This window comes from Alcanivorax sediminis, assembly GCF_009601165.1.
Lineage (GTDB): Bacteria > Pseudomonadota > Gammaproteobacteria > Pseudomonadales > Alcanivoracaceae > Alcanivorax > Alcanivorax sediminis.
Window position 1 is genome coordinate 3,069,862 of the sequence record NZ_WIRE01000001.1, and the last position, 15,549, is coordinate 3,085,410.

Sequence of the window (15,549 nt, forward strand, 5' to 3'; positions counted from 1 at the left end):
TTAACGCCCAATCCCTCTATACACCAGCCCCTGCTCCCTGACAAAGGTCGGCTCATAAATGTTTCTGCCATCCAGGATCAGGGGCTCGCGCATGGCCCGTTTAAGTCGCTGCCAATCGGGGCTCCAGTAAGGTTTCCACTCCGTAATCAGCATCAAGGCATCAGCACCCTCAGCCGCGTCATAAGGGTCATCGCAGAGAGTCAACTCACCTCGCCCATCGGCCCAGGCTTCAAGGTCCGCCAGGGCTTTGGGATCATGGGCTGCCACAGCCACCCCCTGAGCCCACAGGGCTTCAATCACTTTGAGTGCTGGCGCGTTATCCACACGGTGCGTGCCTGGTTTAAATGCCACTCCCCAGAGTGCCACTTTCTTGCCAGCCACATTCCCTTGATTGAACTGCCAGAACTTGCGAAACAGTACTTCCTTCTGACGCTCATTGGTTTGCAGGACTTGCTCGAGCAGGCCTGGCTCAGCCGCTCGCTCATTCAGGGCTTCCACCAGTGCCAAAACGTTTCGGCTGAGGCCGGGGCCACCAAAGCCACAGCCAGGATAGAGATACGATTCGCCAATGCGAGGATCTGCACCCATGGCAACTCGCACCACATCAATGTCGACACCCAGGGATTCAGACAAACTGGCCATGTCGTTCATGTAACTGATCCGCGTAGCCAGAATGCCACTGATTGCCAGCTTCGAGAACTCAGCCTCGCGCAGGCTCATCACCTGAATCACATCCTTGCGGCGATTGAACGGGCGCAGCAGCTCCCGCACCAGCGCTTCACCCTCCCCTTCCTCACACCCCAGCAGAATGCTGTCCGGGCGGGTAAACGTCTGAAACGCATTCCCTTCCTGAATCAGATCTGGCAGCGCGACCAGGGCAGAGCGGGGGTCGACTTGTTTGGCGATGGCGCGCAACTGCTCCGCCTTTCCCACCGGGCCAACGGTCTGGTTTACGATGACACCACAGCCTGTTGAGGCAGCCAGCCTGGCAACAAGCTGCTCCGCTACGGCCTCCTGCCCCGGCAGCAAGGCCAGAAAAACGGCATCGGGAGTGGTGAGCGGTGCATCATCCCAGAAGCCAGTCGTCAGGCGACCGCTTTTTAGCTGGTCAACACACAGCCGGTCCAGCCCTTGCTCCCGAAACAATGGGGTACCATCCTTAAGACGGTCACGGGAGGCCGGCTCCACCACACACCAGTGCACCTGATGCCCGGTCTGTGCCATGGCAGTTGCCGTCACCTGAGCGCAAAGTGTGTCGCCATAAACCGTTATCTGCATTACCCCAGCTCCGCCGCCATCATCGCCCGCACCTGTTCACCCAGCTCGGGATGCCGCGCTGCAAAATGGAAAATTGCCTGGAGATACCCAGCCTTGTTCCCGCAGTCAAAAGTACGACCCTGCATGGCATAGGCCTCTACAGGTGCATGTTCAAGCAAAGTGGCAATGGCATCGGTGAGCTGAATTTCGTTGCCCGCGCCAGGGGCCGTCCTGGCCAGGATTTCCATGATCTCACCAGGCAGAACGTATCGCCCGACCACAGACAGACGAGAAGGCGCTTCCTCCACGGCCGGTTTCTCGACAACTGCCGTCATCGCTGCCGACTGCCCAGGTGCAGGCACCGTCCCCTGCAAAGCGACAATGCCATACTGGTCCACGCGTTCTGCGGGGACTTCCTCGACCATGATCTGGGCTGCGCCACTGCTCAGATAGTTCTCGACCATCATGGTCAAATCCTCAGCCATGCCTTCGCAGTCCACCAGCACATCTGGCAGCAATACAGCAAAGGGCTCGTTGCCGACGACTGGCGCCGCACACGCCACCGCATGGCCAAGCCCCAGCGCACGATGCTGACGCACCGAAATCACGCTGACATCGGCGGGCAGGATATTCTGTACCTCGGCCAACAAGTCATTCTTGCCTTTCTCAGCCAACTGCTGCTCAAGCTCAAATTGGGTATCGAAGTAATCCTCGATCGCCGTTTTCGCAGAATGAGACACCAGGATGATTTCCTTGATCCCGGCCCGCACCGCCTCTTTCACCACGTACTCAATGGCGGGGCGATCAACGATAGGCAGCATCTCCTTCGGAATCGACTTGGACGCCGGCAACATTCTCGAACCGAAACCCGCCACCGGTAAAACCGCTTTTCTAACCATTTACAACTCTTCGACTGGTTCCGGGAATCAGAAGCGCAATAAAAATGCCAATTAACGCACCGATTCCGTCATCAAAAAAATCCTGCCAGGATGGAGATCTACCAGGGACCCAGATCTGAACCACTTCGATCATGGCGCCGAAAGCCAGCATCAACAAAAGTGTAAGATACCAGCGCAGTCCCATTCGGGCCAAAAGGAAAGACATCAAACCAATGAAAAACAGGTGAGCATAGCCATCAACCCTAGAGAGCATCATAACGTCCCTTACATGCTCACGAAACGGCCCAGGGAGCAACGCCCCTACAATGAAAACAAGAGAGACGAGCAGGAACTGCGCTAGCAGCAGTTGTCGTCGAATCCATACGCTCATTGACTCGCAACGTCTTGACGGAGGTCGACTATTCAACTTTACACACCTCGGAGTGTCTTCACTGGGAGCCGGTAGTATACCCTCCTAAGGAGGAGCTTCTAAAACGACAAGAGCCACCTAAAAGGTGGCTCTTTATCTACTGAGACAGGCCTTTTGAGGCTTAATCAACAATAGCGGCGATCAGCTGCTTCACACAGGCTTCGATATCGTTCTCGGCGGTGTTGATCACCACTTCCGGCTTATCAGGCGCCTCATAGGGGCTGTCGATACCGGTGAACTCCTTGATGATGCCCTGGCGAGCCTTCTGATACAGGCCTTTGGGATCACGCTTCTCGCACTCTTCCAGTGGCGCATCCACAAACACTTCCACAAACTCGCCGTCTTCAAACAGCGCGCGGGCGGCATCGCGGTCAGCGCGGAACGGGCTAATGAAGGCGGTGACCACGATCAGACCGGCATCCACCATCAGCTTCGCCACTTCGGACACACGACGAATATTCTCGGTACGATCCTCGTCGCTCATGCCCAGGTTCTTGTTCAGGCCATGACGAACATTATCGCCATCCAACAGGTACGTATGCTTACCCTGCTCAGTCAGCGCCACTTCCAGAGCATTGGCCAGAGTGGATTTACCAGAACCGGACAGACCCGTCAGCCAGATACACTTGGGCTTCTGATCTTTGACCTTGGCGCGGTCCGCCTTGGAAATGTTGGACTCGTGCCACACGACGTGGGCTTTGGATTCGTTGGCTTTTTCCTGGTACGGAGACTTGTCAGACATGCGTAATTCCTTCAGTTCAAAGTTGCGAGTCACGAGTTGCGAGTTACGAAAAGCAACTTCAACACTCATTCAATTCCCGCCTGATGCCATAAATCAGAGCACCAAGCATTCTGGAAAGTTGGTCGGTTTCCGAAAGCCATTTCCCGGCTACAGTGTCATCGATGTAGTCGATTTCGCTTCCAATATGTACCTGAGTTCGGAGCTCGCCAACCGAGCCTTTCGCATAGCTCCAAAACCTTCCTCTATCCTTGAGAGAAACCCTCTCGAAGCCCTCTGCAATGTTGCTGGGTACCGATAAGGCTGACCGCGTAATCTGGTCCTTAAATCCATAATCCCTGCACTCCCTGAAGTGCCGAAACATTTCTACGCTTAACGCCACAGAACGGCGCCACACTTCCATTTCTTCAAATCGCATCCTTGCTTTGCTCCTTTCGTACAAAGACATCCTTGTCCCGTATTGATTTTTTGCCTTTCGAAACTCGATACTCGAACCTCGTTACTGCTTTTTAGAACCCCCACACCATCGGAATCACAGCAAGACTAATCACCCCCACCACCACACTCATCGGCAACCCGATCCGCACATAATCTCGGAAAGTATAGCCGCCGGGGCCCATCACCATCAGGTTGGTTTGGTAGCCCAGCGGCGTCATGAAGCTCGCGGAGGCGGCGAACATCACGGCGACGATGAAGGGCATGGGGCTGACACCCAATTGCTCGGCCACGCCAACGGCAATGGGGAACACCAGCACAGCCGCGGCGTTGTTGGTAATCATCTCGGTGAACGCTGCCGTCAGCAGGTACACGATTACCAACGCCATAAACGGCGACAGGCCGCTGTCCGGAAAGGCTTCCTGCACAATCCAGGCGGCTGCGCCGCTGCTTTCCATGGCCTTGCCCAGGGCAAAGGAGGCACCGATCACCACCAGCACCGGGAGGTTCACACTGACATTCATACGCGAACGGTTCACCGTCACGCAGCGCAACGCCAGCATCAAGCCGGCGGCCACCATAGCGGCTTCCAGCGTAGACGCAAGCCCCAGCACATTGGCCAGCACCATCAGCACCAGCACACCCACGGCATAGGGCGCCCGCCGGAAATCCGGCGGCGTAGAATCCTTCAGCGGGCTCACCAGCATGAAATCGCGCCGGTAGCGGTATTGCTCAACAAATTGCTCACTGGTCTCCAGCAACAGGGTATCGCCCACCCGCAGCACCAGCTCACCCACCTTGCCAGCCATGCGCTGGCCATTACGGCTGATGCTCAGGATCGCCGCCTGATAGCGGGTACGGAACCCGGTTTCTTTCACCGTCTTGCCGATGCCCGGAAATTCCGGACTCAGTACCACCTCGACCAGATGGCGTTGGTGATTATTCAGGCCCAGCTTGTGCACCGCCCCATGGGCCGACTGCAGGCCATTGATCCGCTGCAGCTCACGGGCACACTCCGGCACACCCACAAACGCCAGCAGATCCCCTTCCTGCAGGGTCATCTGCGGGCCCACTGCGGTAAACAGCTTTTCGCCACGCTGGATTTCGGTCAGGTAGCCGTAGGTCAAGTTACGCAAACCGGCATCCTGAATGGTTCGCCCGGCAAGGTTACTGCCCTTGGCAACAATCATTTCCACGTGGTACTCACGGGCATGCTCCCACTGCTCCACCATGCCCTCTCGCTCAGGCAACAGGTAACGGCTCACCAGCAGCATGAACAATCCGCCACCCAGCAGCACAGGAATGCCCACCCAGGCCACATCGAAAATACCGAAGGCCGGCAGGCCTTTTGCCTGTACCAGGCCATCTACCACCAGGTTGGTGCTAGTGCCGATCAAGGTACAGGTGCCACCCAGAATAGCGGCATAACTTAACGGCAACAGCAGCTTGGAAGCAGACAGCTTGAGCCGCTGGGCCCACTCCTGCACCGCAGGAATCATCATGGCCACAACGGTGGTGTTGTTCAGAAAGGCGCTCAATAAAGACGCAGGGGCAATCAGGCGGAACTGGCTGGAAAGTACCGTTTTGGGCTGGCCGAGTAGCCGATGGGCCACCCAGTAAATCGCCCCGGTATCCCGCAAGGCCGCAGCCACCACATAAAGAGCGGCAATCGTCATCAAGCCGGGATTGGCAAAGCCTGCCAACGCCTCACCCGGCGTAATGATGCCCGTTACCAGCACCGCCACCAGCGCCGCCATCATGGTCAGGTCCGCCGGCACACGATTGGTCGCCAGTGCTCCCAGCACCGAGACCACAATCAGCAGGGTTATCAGAATATCCAGGCTCACTCAGCGAATCCTTCCGGCGCAGCACGCGTGATCATAAAAGGCGCATTTTACAGCGAAAAAGGGATATAAAAAGCGGTTATTAATTCGATATTGGCATAACCAAAGACGCAGCCAAACTTCAGCGCCGCAGGCAAAGCCCGCACGCTACCCCTGTAGGAGCCATGCTCGCCATGGCGATCCGGCCACAGGCCCACGAGCGTCAGCCCACAAACCATCGTCATGCAAGCATGGACTCCTACAAGAGCAGCGCACGAGCATCACATCGAACCCCGTAGGAGCCATGCTCGCATGGCGATCCGGCCGCAGGCCCACGGGCGTCAGCCCGCAAACCATCGTCATGCAAGCATGGACTCCTACAAGAGCAGCACACGAGCATCACGTCGAACCCCGTAGGAGCCATGCTCGCATGGCGATCCGGCCACAGGCCCACGGGCGTCAACCCGCAAACCATCGTCATGCAAGCATGAACTCCTACAAGAGCAGCACACGAGCATCACGTCGAACCTCGTAGGAGCCATGCTCGCATGGCGATCCGGCCGCAGGCCCAAGGGCGTCAGCCCGCAAACCATCGTCATGCAAGCATGGACTCCTACAAGAGAAGCACACAAGCATCACGTCGAACCCCGTAGGAGCCATGCTCGCATGGCGATCCGGCCGCAGGCCCACGGGCGTCAGCCCGCAAACCAGCGTCATGCGAGCATCACCGTCTACAGAGGGAGAGGAGTATCTTGTGGGCAGTTCAGCTTGCTGAACGAATGAGCTTTCAGACCAAGGAACCTGTTCGCCCAGGCAAGCTGGGCTCCGACAGAACAGCAGAGGGATAAATCCAGCGACGCTCCTGCAGCCAAGGCTCCGAAAGGTTAATCCGGCAGCGACACCGCATTAACCGCCCGTCGCGGCAGCTCACGAGTGGCCATGGCCGCGGTTTTCTCGCTGCCGGCCGAACCAGGCGCATACCCCACCACATAGCTGCGCAACAGCGCTTTCATGGAGTCATTGTCACTACGCTCCAGCGCCTTGCGGAACGCTTCAAGCGCAAACTGCACTTCGTCCCAGCTCAAGGCATCCTCAGAAGCCTGCATGATCATTTCATGCTCGGTGCGCACACTGCAGTCACCAATGATCAGCTCTTCATACAGCTTCTCGCCCGGCCGCAGCCCGGTAAATGACAATGCGATATCCCCGTTGGGGTTTTCTTCATCCTTCACTGACAACCCCATGAGATGAACCATGGTGGTCGCCAGATCCACAATCCGCACCGGCTCGCCCATATCCAGAACGAACACGTCTCCACCTTTCGCCATGGCCCCAGCCTGGATTACCAGCTGGGAGGCTTCAGGGATCGTCATAAAATAGCGAATCACATCCGGGTGGGTCACTGTCACCGGCCCACCGCGCTGAATCTGGTCACGGAACAGCGGCACCACCGAGCCGGAAGATCCCAGCACGTTGCCAAATCGCACCATGGAGAACACCGTATCAGAACCGCGAGCCGCCATCGCTTGCAGCACCAGTTCAGCAAATCGCTTGGTCGCCCCCATCACATTGGTAGGGCGCACGGCCTTGTCTGTAGACACCAGAATGAAGTGCTTAACACCTGCCGCTTCAGCGCCTTGGGCAGCTTCCAGCGTACCCAGAATATTGTTGCGCACCCCGGAGGATGGGTTGGCCTCCACCATGGGCACATGCTTGTAGGCCGCCGCATGGTAAACCGTATCGATACGGTGCATCCGGCACAGCTGCTCCATCAAGCCACGGTTCACCACCGAACCCAGTGCGGGCACAACTTCCACCTTGAGCTTGCGTGCGGCAATGGTTTGACGCAGCTCCTTCTCAATGATGTAAAGCGAGTATTCGTTTTGCTCAACCAGAACAAGGCGACTGGGAGACAAAGCCAGAATCTGACGACACAGCTCGCTGCCGATAGAGCCGCCCGCTCCGGTCACCAGCACATCCTTGCCGCTGATACAGCGATGCAGCAGATCCTGACGCGGCGGTACCGAATCCCGGCCAAGCAAGTCCTCAATGGCCACATCACGCACTTCTTCCAGACGTGCCTTGCCCATGGCGATATCGGCCAGGCCAGGTACCGTCTGCACCCGAATGTTCAGGGTTTCCAGCCAGCGGACAATCGCCATGCGGCGGGAGCGATTGAGGGAGGGCAACGCCATGAGTACCGCAGCGATTTTCTTCCTCTGGGCGGCTTTCTCCAGCGCCGCACGATCAACCACCGGCACACCGGCAAGCAGCGTGCCTTGCTTGCTGGGGTCATCATCCACCACCAGCGCGGGGAAGAACTCCGTACTGGACTGCAAACCGGACACCAATTGAGCACCGGCATGGCCTGCTCCAAACACCGCCACCGGCTGACGATTCAGCGCGCCGCCCAGCACATTCACCAGGAAACGGCGCATCAGAAAACGGCTGCCACCAAGATACAGAATGCCCAGCATGCCCCAGATCAGGAACACTGAACGGGGAACCGAAGCATCCGGCACCATATAGGACGCCCCTGCCAACACCGCCACCGACACCAATACCCCGGTCAGCAACGACCAGGCAACTTCAGCGCCCAGATAGCGAACGATGGAACGATAGAAGCCCGTCAGGTACAGCACCGGCACCGCAACAAGCGGAGCGGCGATAAAGAGCCAGAGGTCATGGATCGGCGGGGCCAGGGTATTCAAACGCAAACCGTAGGCCACAGCCACCAACAGCGGCAGCGCAACCAGATCCGCCGCCAGCATGATGCAGCGCTTGAAGAAGCGCGAAATCGACACCAGTCGATAAACAGAAGGGTAAAGCCATTTACTCGACATTCAGGTCCATCCATGTGACCAACGCAACCGCCAGACCAGGCGAGAGCCTCAATGCGACTCAATTCACATTCTCAATTGCGAAACATTATAGGCGCGTGTCCATATATTCCAATGCAAAAGTGACATTTGAATGTCATTCGCTGCATCCAGAAAGCAATATTAGACACGCCATTCAATCGGCAATCCGTGCTGGCCAGCACACAATCTTGACCTTTTTTCGTTCTATTACATTCTGATATCCGACGCCCGCGCACCAGGGGTTGAACTCCTCCCCTCCCCCTGTAGGAGCTATGCTTGCCATGGCGATCCGGCCGCAGGCCGACGGGCAAGAGCCCGTAAACCATCGTCATGCGAGCATGGACTCCTACAAGTGAAGCACCCGCGCACCGGGGGTTGAACTCCTCTCCTCCCCCTGTAGGAGCTATGCTCGCCATGGCGATCCGGCCGCAGGCCGGCGGGCAAGAGCCCGTAAACCATCGTCATGCGAGCATGGACTCCTACAAGTGAAGCACCCGCGCACCGGGGTTTGAACTCCTCTCCTCCCCCTGTAGGAGCTATGCTCGCCATGGCGATCCGGCCGCAGGCCGACGGGCAAGAGCCCGTAAACCATCGTCATGCGAGCATGGACTCCTACAAGTGAAGCACCCGCGCACCGGGGGTTGAACTCCTCTCCTCCCCCTGTAGGAGCTATGCTCGCCATGGCGATCCGGCCGCAGGCCGGCGGCTCACCCTTCGGGGCAAACCACCTCAACCGGCAGCCCCCACCGCTCATACTGTTCTTCCAGTGCACTCTTCAGCCCCGCCTTGGCCTCCGGGTCGCCATGCACTACTCGCACTTGCCGTGGTTTGTCTTCCATACCCGCGACAAAATCCAACAGGTCACGCTGATCACCATGGGCGGAATAACCGCTGATGGAGGTCACAGGCAATGCAATGGCATACCGCTCACCATCCAGCGTCACCTCGCCCCCCTGCCCCTCCTGCTGAATGGTTCGCCCCGGCGTCCCCCTGGCCTGGTAACCCACAAACAACAGGTTGTGCCGGGCATCTTCCAGCATGGCTTTCAGGTAATTCACGATCCGCCCGCCCGCACACATGCCGCTGGCCGCGATCACCACCGCAGGCCGGGCACTGTCCGCCAGATGCCTCACCATACGCATGTGGGCATCATGATCATCCACTGTCAGCATCTGATCAAAGCTCAATGGTTGACGCCCCTCATCCAGCCGCTCCCGTGCCTCCATATCCCAGAATGCATCCAGCTCCCGGTACACCTGGGTAAACCGGCTGGCGAGCGGTGAATCGAGCACAATGGGTAGCTCATCCCAATCAAGGTGCTCATTCAGCGGTGCTGAACGGTGACGATGAATCAGCCCTTCCAGCTCATACAGCAACTCCTGCGTACGGCCAATGCTGAACGCAGGAATCAGCAAGGTGCCTTTGTCCTCCATGGAGCGCACCAGCGCACGCTCAAGCCGGGCAGAGCGCGCCGCCCTGCCCTCATGAAAACGATCCCCGTAGGTACTCTCGATCACCAGGCAGTCCGCCCGGTAGGGAGACTGAGCCGAGCGAAGAATCGGCGCCAGCCTGGCCCCCAGATCCCCTGAAAACACCGTCACATGCCCCTGCGAATCCCGACAGGACACCGACGCAGAGCCCAGAATATGCCCGGCAGGCAGCAGCTGGATAAAGGCCTTTTCATCACCCAGCGCCAACCCGGTCCACGCTTCATAAGGCACCGGCACCAGCCGCTGGTCCAGCAAGCGCAGAAAGGCGTCTACCTGTTCCGGCTGGCGGCTGATCCCCAGCCGGAACGCATCTTCCAGCACAATCGGCAACAACCGCGCCGAAGGCTCGCTGCAATACACTGGGCCGTCATACCCCGCCGCAAACAGCCACGGCAGCCGCCCCACGTGATCAATATGCACATGGGTCAGCACCACCGCCTGAATCCGGGAAATATCGAAATCAATAGAAAGATCTGACGCAGACGCGCCAGCCGGGCCGGCATCGCGGCCCTGAAACAACCCACAGTCAATCAGCATAGACGCCGACTCACCCACCACCCACTCATGGGCAGAGCCCGTCACCCCCTGCACCGCACCGTGGTGCACTACAAACGGAAAGCCCCCATCCCGGAGCGCATCACGACAATCCATGTCTTTTAACCCCGCTTCATGCGACACGCTGCTCGCAGCCGCGCACAGGCCCATGCTTTTATACACACCCCATCCTGGGGCAGCCTTAAACTTACCTCAGTAAAAGCATCACTCGCAGCGCGCTGCCCTTCCATCGCCATGCAAGCATAGGCTCCTACAAAAACCGGCAAACCTCCGCTGCAGGAGCCATGCTTGCATGGCGATCCGGCCGAAGGCCGCAGGCGCAAGCCTGCTCTCTCATCACCTAAAGCGTCGCCAACTCCATCACCTTTTTCAACACATCACAGGTTCGAGCAATCTCATCCGCCGTCAACGTAGGATGCACCAGAAACATCAGCGAGGTCTCCCCCAGCTCCCGTGCCACCGGCAGCCGCTCCTCCGGCCCGAGGCCAAGATCCGCAAATGCCTTCTCCAGATAGACCTCACTGCAAGACCCGGAAAAACACGGCACCCCACAGGCGGCAATCTCATTCATGATCCGGTCACGGTCCCAACCCGCAGACAACGCATCCGGCTCAACAAACACATAGCACTTGTAGCCCGCATGGCCAATCTCCGCTGGCACCTCAGGCACCCGCAGGCCGGTGCAGGAACGCGCAGCATCCCAGATCGCCTCGCACTTGGCCCGGCGCAGCTGCGTCCATAGCGCCATGCGCTTCAACTGAATACGGCCAATGGCAGCCTGCATCTCCGTCATCCGCCAGTTAGTGCCCACACTCTCATGCAACCAGCGGAAACCCGGCGCATGCTCACGCTCATACACCGCCTCCCAGCTCTTGCCATGATCCTTGAAACTCCACATGCGCGACCAAAGTGCACGGTCATTACAGGTAACCATGCCCCCTTCCCCGCCGGTGCTCATGATCTTGTCCTGGCAAAACGACCAACAACCCACATGGCCAAGGCCACCCACCGGCTTGCCCTTGTACGTTGCGCCATGGGCCTGGGCACAATCCTCAATCACATAAAGACCATGCTGTTCTGCCAGCGCCATCATGCCATCCATATCACAGGGCCAGCCGGCCAGGTGCACACAAATCATGGCCTTGGTCTTCGGAGTAATCACCGCCGCCACCGTTTCAGGCGTAATGTTCTGGCTATCCGCATCCACATCTGCAAACACCGGCGTTGCCCCGGCATTGATTACCGACGTGGCAGAGGCCAGAAAGGTACGCGGCGTCACCACCACCTCATCCCCCGCACCAATTCCCAACCCCTTCAACGCCAGATCCAGCGCCAGAGTGCCGTTGGCCACCGCAATGGCATACTCGGCACCAGCAAAGGCGGCAAACTCGCGCTCGAATTCACGGCCCTCCTGACCAGTCCAGTAATTCACCTTGTTGGAAAGCAATACGCGAGACACCGCATCGGCTTCTTCCTGGGTAAAGGAAGGCCAGGGAGAGAAAGGGCCGTTAAGCATAATCAGATAAACTCAGGTAGTTCTTTGAATGGCTTGGCGGGTGAGCCTATATAAACCCTATTTGGCTCAGCGTCCTTGGTAAGGACACCTCCCATACCCAGCATTGAACCAGAAGACATCACGACCCCCTGCCTGATAGCTGCGCCTGTTCCAACCTCAACGCCAGACTCCAAGGTCACATTTCCAGAGAGAGCAACCATTGGAGCGACAGTTACAAAGTCTTCAATAACATCATCGTGCCCAACAGTAACATTCAGGTTGAGTATCACATGGCGACCGATTTTAATATCGACTGTGGCCATACAGCCCGCGCAAATAAGTGCCCCTTCACCAATTACTACACTGTCATCCATCTTGACGGAGGGGTGGACTAATGTCGTAAATTTATCCATGCCCTCTGCGTCAAGCCTTTCAACAACCCTGCGCCTTACACGCGGATTACCAATCGCTACTACAAACTCAGCGTCAGGATAATCTACCCATGTAGAGGAATGCCCAAGTACCGCGTAATCACCTTTCCTGCCGGGCTCAATACCATCATCAAGAAAACCCAATACTGAACGGCCGCATTCCTTTGCAAGCCAAGCGATCTCTCGGCCGAAACCGCCAAATCCAATGACAACAACCGGTTTCATGCTTTCTCCCTGTAAGAATCCGTATTGGTTTTTCGACAGTTCTCACCTTCAAACCTGGACATAGTTGCCTCACCCTCCTGGCTGATGCCATCTCGCCTTACCACCTTCCACATGGTAAGAAACAGGATTTTGACATCCAGCCACAGAGTACGGTTGTCCACATACCACACATCCAGCTCGAACTTGTCTTCCCAGCTCAATGCATTGCGGCCATTAATCTGGGCCCAGCCGGTAATCCCCGGGCGCACCTCATGCCGGCGCGCCTGGCGATCTGAATACAGAGGAAGATATTCCATCAACAAAGGGCGTGGCCCTACAAGGCTCATATCCCCCTTCAGCACGTTCCAGAGTTCAGGCAGCTCATCCAGACTACTGGAACGAAGAAACTGACCAATGCCTGTCAGTCGATCCGCATCCGGCAGCAGGTCACCGCTGGCATCACGGGCATCCGTCATGGTCCGAAATTTGGCCATTGCAAAGGGACGGCCATCCATTCCGGGGCGAACCTGCCGAAACAGCACCGGGCTACCCAGTTTCACCCTGACCAGCAAGGCCAACAGCAAAATCAACGGGCCAAGCACCAGCAGTCCACACAGGGCACCCACGATATCCATCAACCGTTTCATCACAGCCCCATTTCCTTGAGCATTACCGCATTCACCTTATGCACATCGTACTTCTCTTCGGCAATCTGACGTGATCGTCCCCCCATTGAGACAACACGATCCGGGTTTTCAATCAGCTTCATCATGGCATCCGCCAGCGCTGCAACGTCCTGCACCGGCACAAGATATCCGTTATCGCCATCAACCACAGTTTCCCGACATCCTGGAGCATCGGTAGTAATAACAGCCCGCCCCATGGCCATGGCCTCCAGCACGGTGCGTGGCGTTCCTTCACGGTAAGAAGGCAACACGTACACACTGCTATCTGCAATTGCCGGGCGAACATCTGCAAGCTTGCCAAGAAACTCCACCGTACCCGTTGCCACCCACTCATCCAGCTCAGACTGGTGTATCGCATCCGGATTATCATCAATCCAGCCCACCAGCCGGAACACCGCATCAGGATACTGCGCTTTTACCAAAGCAGCGGCTTGGGCGTACTCACGCACGCCCTTGTCACCGAGAAGCCGGGCAATCAAAAGAAATGACGGCGGCTCAGGCAGCGGCGACACCCCGTACTCCGCCACATCGACACCAGAGCCATTCACCACACGGGAAGGAATGGCGGGCTTCAATAGACCCAACTGCCTGAACAGGGCCTCATCATCCGGGTTCTGGAAGAACACCAACCGATTGCGAGACAGAGAAAACCGATACAACTGCTGAATCAAAGCACGCAACAGCTTGCGCAGCCCTGTCGCCTCACCGGTAAAGGCATACCCCAAACCAGTAATCAGGGCAAAGCGATGGCGAACCCCACTCAACCAGGCCGCCAGGGTGCCGTAAATGACCGGCTTGATCGTGTAGCCAAGTACATAATCAGCCCGGATCCGTCCCATCAGTTTGCGCAATGCCTGCACAGCAGCAAGATCCCTCACTGGATTCAAACCGGTACGCTCAAGCGGGATATCGTGAACCGTTACCCCCAAACCGGAAAGGCGTGCAGCAATATCGGATTCAGCATCAAGCCCTGGCACCGCCACATGTACCGTGCATCCCGTCTCAATCAGCGCCTCAATCAACGGACCACGAAACTTGATCAATGAATCCGGGAAACTGGCCACCAGCAAAAAAACCGGCTTTGTCATCGGTTGCTCCCTTCAATAGCCGGAGCGTCAGACTCGGCTGGGTACCGTGAACGGCCAATCACCGAAATCAGCAAAAAAATCAGCATGGGAGCAAACATCCATTTTTGTCGCAGGGCGATACCCAGGTTCGCCGTCGTCATCGCCAGAATCAGCCAGGCACACAGCGAGTAAATCCAGAGGAACATCCTGTTGTGAGCCCTCAAATAAGGGGGCAACGGTTTCTTGATCAACGCCCAGGTACCGGCAACAAACAGGAACAACAAGATGGTGTTATCCAGCGCCGCCGCCAAAAAGAACAGATTGCGGGCCTCAATCAGCGTGGGGCGGAACAGGTAGGTAAACATTTTTTCAGGCAATGACATATTCGAAATATCAACAGCACCGCCGCCCTTTAAATTGGCGCCCTCTCTTCCCTCAATGAAATCAGAAACATCACTAAGCCTACCCCCTTCAACACCTGAATAATCAAGAGCCAACGGGACTAAAAAAGCAGAAACAAGAAGCGCTAACCCACCAATAATGACACGTTGAGGCCATGTAATCCCACGCCGAAAAAGAAAAGAAACAGCAAAAGCGGCCCCAACCATTCCGGCAATATGCGGCCGCACAATAAAAAGCAGTAAAAACGGGACGATTGCATACCCCCACCTTTTATTTAAGTTAAAAGAAACCCACAAAATCATACATATTGAGAAAAATGACACTGAATCTTTCCCAAGCCCTACTGACCAGAAGTTCAATGATGGCAAAAGAGGAATCATTGCTATAAACCAGCTCCACCACCCGCCCTCTGTGGCCATCACCTCCTTAAGAGAACTGTAAAAAGCGACAACTCCTAAATAGCCCAAAAATGCAAAAGTTAAGGAACAGGCTAAAAATGGGTACCCTAAACCCACACTTAAAAAAGAAACACCGACCCTTACAGCATGCGTACCCAAAGAAAAAGATGGTTCATTAAAGCTATGCAAGTAATATTCCCTTGCGTCACCCCCATTGGCCACAACAAACATCGCATAAGCCACAGCAAACAAGGAATGCCAAACATAAAGAACTGCGGCATATGAAATCGATACTTTGAAAAAACGAGCAACCAGAGGAATAGTAAGCGCCCCTGCCATGACGACATTCATCACATACAGCAACTCATAACTTTCCGTATATAGCTGAATAGGCATTA

General features: G+C 56.6%; 14 protein-coding genes. All 14 read right to left on the reverse strand.

Annotated features, from left to right (window positions below; all coding sequences use genetic code 11):
* The 14 genes from GFN93_RS14020 to GFN93_RS14085 all read right to left on the reverse strand — a co-directional run bounded on the left by GFN93_RS14020 (position 1) and on the right by GFN93_RS14085 (position 15,547).
* On the reverse strand, positions 1-1,278 hold the full coding sequence (locus tag GFN93_RS14020) for a UDP-glucose dehydrogenase family protein (protein ID WP_153501645.1): 1,278 nt from the start codon (positions 1,276-1,278) through the stop codon (positions 1-3).
* A complete protein-coding gene (gene galU / locus GFN93_RS14025; protein ID WP_153501646.1) occupies positions 1,278-2,156 on the reverse strand; it encodes a UTP--glucose-1-phosphate uridylyltransferase GalU in 879 nt (292 codons plus the stop codon). Before galU ends, GFN93_RS14020 begins: the two co-directional genes overlap by 1 nt.
* Entirely contained in the window at positions 2,149-2,526 is a 378-nt protein-coding gene (locus GFN93_RS14030; RefSeq protein WP_153501647.1) for a VanZ family protein, read from the reverse strand. The genes galU and GFN93_RS14030 overlap by 8 nt, the downstream gene beginning before the upstream one ends.
* A 160-nt stretch (positions 2,527-2,686) precedes the next feature.
* Positions 2,687-3,307 carry an adenylyl-sulfate kinase gene (gene cysC, locus GFN93_RS14035; RefSeq protein ID WP_153501648.1) on the reverse strand — a complete coding sequence of 207 codons (621 nt, stop codon included), beginning with the start codon at positions 3,305-3,307 and terminating at the stop codon, positions 2,687-2,689.
* A gap of 58 nt (positions 3,308-3,365) precedes the next feature.
* Positions 3,366-3,722, reverse strand: a complete 357-nt coding sequence (locus tag GFN93_RS14040) for a four helix bundle protein (RefSeq protein ID WP_153501649.1) — start codon at positions 3,720-3,722, stop codon at positions 3,366-3,368.
* 91 nt (positions 3,723-3,813) lie between these two features.
* On the reverse strand, positions 3,814-5,586 hold the full coding sequence (locus tag GFN93_RS14045) for an SLC13 family permease (RefSeq protein WP_328594684.1): 1,773 nt from the start codon (positions 5,584-5,586) through the stop codon (positions 3,814-3,816).
* Positions 5,587-5,633: 47 nt separating this feature from the next.
* The gene (locus tag GFN93_RS14050; protein WP_153501650.1) at positions 5,634-5,807 is read right to left on the reverse strand and encodes a hypothetical protein; all 174 of its coding nucleotides are present in this window, start codon (positions 5,805-5,807) and stop codon (positions 5,634-5,636) included.
* Positions 5,808-6,446: 639 nt separating this feature from the next.
* The gene (locus GFN93_RS14055; protein ID WP_235901856.1) at positions 6,447-8,405 is read right to left on the reverse strand and encodes a polysaccharide biosynthesis protein; all 1,959 of its coding nucleotides are present in this window, start codon (positions 8,403-8,405) and stop codon (positions 6,447-6,449) included.
* 725 nt (positions 8,406-9,130) lie between these two features.
* Positions 9,131-10,564: an MBL fold metallo-hydrolase gene (locus GFN93_RS14060; protein ID WP_153501651.1), complete on the reverse strand. Its 1,434-nt coding sequence runs from the start codon at positions 10,562-10,564 to the stop codon at positions 9,131-9,133.
* A gap of 244 nt (positions 10,565-10,808) precedes the next feature.
* Entirely contained in the window at positions 10,809-11,984 is a 1,176-nt protein-coding gene (locus GFN93_RS14065) for a DegT/DnrJ/EryC1/StrS family aminotransferase (RefSeq protein WP_153501652.1), read from the reverse strand.
* A 2-nt stretch (positions 11,985-11,986) separates the two neighbouring features.
* Positions 11,987-12,619, reverse strand: a complete 633-nt coding sequence (locus GFN93_RS14070; protein WP_153501653.1) for an acetyltransferase — start codon at positions 12,617-12,619, stop codon at positions 11,987-11,989.
* A complete protein-coding gene (locus GFN93_RS14075) occupies positions 12,616-13,245 on the reverse strand; it encodes a sugar transferase (RefSeq protein ID WP_153501654.1) in 630 nt (209 codons plus the stop codon). The genes GFN93_RS14070 and GFN93_RS14075 overlap by 4 nt, the downstream gene beginning before the upstream one ends.
* Positions 13,245-14,372, reverse strand: coding sequence for a glycosyltransferase family 4 protein (locus GFN93_RS14080; RefSeq protein ID WP_153501655.1), 1,128 nt, complete (start codon positions 14,370-14,372; stop codon positions 13,245-13,247). Before GFN93_RS14080 ends, GFN93_RS14075 begins: the two co-directional genes overlap by 1 nt.
* The gene (locus GFN93_RS14085; protein WP_153501656.1) at positions 14,369-15,547 is read right to left on the reverse strand and encodes a hypothetical protein; all 1,179 of its coding nucleotides are present in this window, start codon (positions 15,545-15,547) and stop codon (positions 14,369-14,371) included. Before GFN93_RS14085 ends, GFN93_RS14080 begins: the two co-directional genes overlap by 4 nt.
* Positions 15,548-15,549: the final 2 nt, after the last annotated feature.

Coding starts and splice junctions, on each gene's coding strand:
- GFN93_RS14050 (WP_153501650.1), bottom strand. CDS start 5,807: ATGACGATGGTTTGTGGGCTGACGCTCGTGGGCCTGTGGCCGGATCGC.
- cysC (WP_153501648.1), bottom strand. CDS start 3,307: ATGTCTGACAAGTCTCCGTACCAGGAAAAAGCCAACGAATCCAAAGCC.
- GFN93_RS14070 (WP_153501653.1), bottom strand. CDS start 12,619: ATGAAACCGGTTGTTGTCATTGGATTTGGCGGTTTCGGCCGAGAGATC.
- galU (WP_153501646.1), bottom strand. CDS start 2,156: ATGGTTAGAAAAGCGGTTTTACCGGTGGCGGGTTTCGGTTCGAGAATG.
- GFN93_RS14080 (WP_153501655.1), bottom strand. CDS start 14,372: ATGACAAAGCCGGTTTTTTTGCTGGTGGCCAGTTTCCCGGATTCATTG.
- GFN93_RS14065 (WP_153501652.1), bottom strand. CDS start 11,984: ATGCTTAACGGCCCTTTCTCTCCCTGGCCTTCCTTTACCCAGGAAGAA.
- GFN93_RS14020 (WP_153501645.1), bottom strand. CDS start 1,278: ATGCAGATAACGGTTTATGGCGACACACTTTGCGCTCAGGTGACGGCA.
- GFN93_RS14085 (WP_153501656.1), bottom strand. CDS start 15,547: ATGCCTATTCAGCTATATACGGAAAGTTATGAGTTGCTGTATGTGATG.
- GFN93_RS14030 (WP_153501647.1), bottom strand. CDS start 2,526: ATGAGCGTATGGATTCGACGACAACTGCTGCTAGCGCAGTTCCTGCTC.
- GFN93_RS14040 (WP_153501649.1), bottom strand. CDS start 3,722: ATGCGATTTGAAGAAATGGAAGTGTGGCGCCGTTCTGTGGCGTTAAGC.
- GFN93_RS14055 (WP_235901856.1), bottom strand. CDS start 8,405: ATGTCGAGTAAATGGCTTTACCCTTCTGTTTATCGACTGGTGTCGATT.
- GFN93_RS14075 (WP_153501654.1), bottom strand. CDS start 13,245: ATGAAACGGTTGATGGATATCGTGGGTGCCCTGTGTGGACTGCTGGTG.
- GFN93_RS14060 (WP_153501651.1), bottom strand. CDS start 10,564: ATGGATTGTCGTGATGCGCTCCGGGATGGGGGCTTTCCGTTTGTAGTG.